This is a genomic window from Micromonospora sp. NPDC048999 (assembly GCF_040649295.1).
In the GTDB taxonomy this organism is placed as follows: Bacteria; Actinomycetota; Actinomycetes; order Mycobacteriales; family Micromonosporaceae; genus Micromonospora.
The window spans coordinates 1-2,208 of sequence record NZ_JBEZFI010000100.1; the positions used below are offsets into that span (position 1 = coordinate 1).

Sequence of the window (2,208 nt, forward strand, 5' to 3'; positions counted from 1 at the left end):
CAAGGTCGTTCCTTAGGGTTTCTGTGTCTGGATGGTGTTCCGGGCCGCCGGGCTGGCTGGGTGTGGCTCAAGGTCGTTTGCCGTTAGGTGGCTATGGACGAGCGGCCGCCCAGCCAGTCCAGGGCGCCTTGACCGCTGATTGAGATCTGCGAGTCGTCGCTTGCTAAGGAACTGCCGGCGAGGTCGTCCGTGGTGACCTGGATCCGGAGTACTTCGGGGAGGACGGCTTGGCGCAGGTATGGGTAGGCGTCGACGCGGGCAAGCAGGCTCACCACGCTGCGGCGGTGGACGTGTCCGGGCAGGTGCTGTGGTCGACGCGGGTGGCCAACGATCAGCAGGCGATCGCGGACCTGGTCGGCCGGGTCGACGGCGATGACGAGGTGGTGTGGGCGGTCGACCTGGTCGGCTGTGAGACCGCGCTGCTGCGGGCCATGTTGGCGTTGGCCGGGCAGCCGACGGTGTACATCCCAGGCCGCACGGTCAAGACGATGGCTGCCGGGTTCGCCGGCGAGGCCAAGACCGACGCGCGTGACGCGGTGGTCATCGCCAACACGGCCCGGATGCGGCATGACTTTCTGCCGGTCGAGACACCGACGGAGCTGATCGCCAAGCTGGCGCTGCTGGTCGCGCACCGCGCCGACCTGGTCGAAGACTGGGTCCGCACCGTCAACCGGCTGCGCCGCCTCATGCTCGGAATCTCCCCGGTGTTGGAACGGGCGCTGACGTTCACCAACGTCGCGACGCTGATTCTGATCAGCGCTTATCAGACGCCCGAGCAGATCCGCGCCGCCGGACGCGACCAGCTCATCGCTCATCTGCGCCGGCACCGGGCGGTGAACGCCGCCAAGGTCGCCGATCAGGCGTTGGCCGCCGCGGCTGAGCAGGATCTCACCCTGCCGGGACAGGACACCGCTGCTTCGCTCGCCGGTGAGCTGGCCAGCCACCTGCTGCAACTGCACCGACGGATGCGGGACACCGACAAGGCGATCGAGGCCGCCTTCAGCAGCCACCCGCAGGCCGACATCATCCGCAGCCTCCCCGGCATGGGAGCACTGGCGGCGGCGGAGTTCATCGTCGCGGTCGGGGATCTGTCGACCTTCGCCAGCCCGGATCACCTCGCCGCCTACGCGGGTCTGGCGCCGGTGGCCCGTGACTCTGGCAAGCGCGTCGCCAACCTACGCCGGCCGCAGCGCTACAACCGGCGGCTACGCCACGTGTTCTACATGTCCTCGCTCAGCACCCTGCGGATGCACGGCCCGAACCGGGACTACTACCAGCGCAAACGCGGTGAGGGACGCAAGCACCAACAGGCATTGATCGCCCTCGCCCGCCGCCGCGTCGACGTCCTCTGGGCACTGCTCCGCGACAACCGCTGCTTCCAACTCCAACCACCAGCCCCAACACCCGGCTGAGAAGTCGGAGATGATCGACGGCATGGACTTCGAGGAGTTCGACCAGCACGTTCAACCACTCCGCGCCCGGGCGGCCAGGTCTGGCTTCGAGGAAATCGAAGACTCCAAGGTGATCGAAGGGCTAACCGCGTCGGCGGAGGACATCACCGAGGCGGAGCGAGCGCTGGGCGCGACCCTGCCCGAGCAGTACAAGGCATTCATGATGCGCTACGGCGGCGGGCAGTTCGGATTCCTCGACCTGCTGCCCATACCCACAGCAGCGTCCGCGCACCACGTCGACGACGTCGACGACGTCGTCTCCGTCAGCCAGGCCGAATTCCCGGACGGGTCCTTCGTCGCGGTGGCACCCGTCGGCACAGGCGACTACTGGTGCTTCCCCGTCCTCGACGGTGAATGCAGCGACGAGGTGTGGTTCCACTACCACGACGCCGACGACCCAACGCTGGAGGCACCAGACTTCCTGGATTTCGTAGCACGGCGCGGTACTCAACCCTGACCCAGACAAGCACGGTCGACGCCACCAACCCTGCCCTTCCCGAAGAAGCGGGGCGCTGCCCCGCACCCCGACCCTCCCTCAGAGACCGCAACGGGTCTCCTCGCCCGGGCACCACAAGGGCTGCCCGAGAACCCCGGCCAAGTCAAGGCCAAGCCGCTACGCGGTCGCCTTCGGCGAGCCTTGACCCGACCGAGAACCCCGGGCAGGAACACGCCAGCCCGACCGAGGAGACCCTGCCCAACGCACGGCCTGCTTGACAACCGCCATTGAGACTCGTCCGGTAGGGCGCTCCACCTTGTC

2 protein-coding genes are annotated in these 2,208 nt (G+C 67.8%); both read left to right on the forward strand.

Annotation, left to right across the window (positions count from 1 at the left end):
• Positions 1–227 precede the first annotated feature (227 nt).
• The gene (locus tag AB0C02_RS33520; RefSeq protein ID WP_357553229.1) at positions 228–1,412 is read left to right on the forward strand and encodes an IS110 family transposase; all 1,185 of its coding nucleotides are present in this window, start codon (positions 228–230) and stop codon (positions 1,410–1,412) included.
• A 10-nt stretch (positions 1,413–1,422) separates the two neighbouring features.
• Complete coding sequence (locus tag AB0C02_RS33525) at positions 1,423–1,908, forward strand: SMI1/KNR4 family protein (protein WP_357553230.1); 486 nt, start codon at positions 1,423–1,425, stop codon at positions 1,906–1,908.
• Positions 1,909–2,208: the final 300 nt, after the last annotated feature.

What these genes read in the sequence shown, in the direction of transcription:
- AB0C02_RS33525 (WP_357553230.1), top strand. Translation starts at nt 1,423, where the DNA reads ATGATCGACGGCATGGACTTCGAGGAGTTCGACCAGCACGTTCAACCA.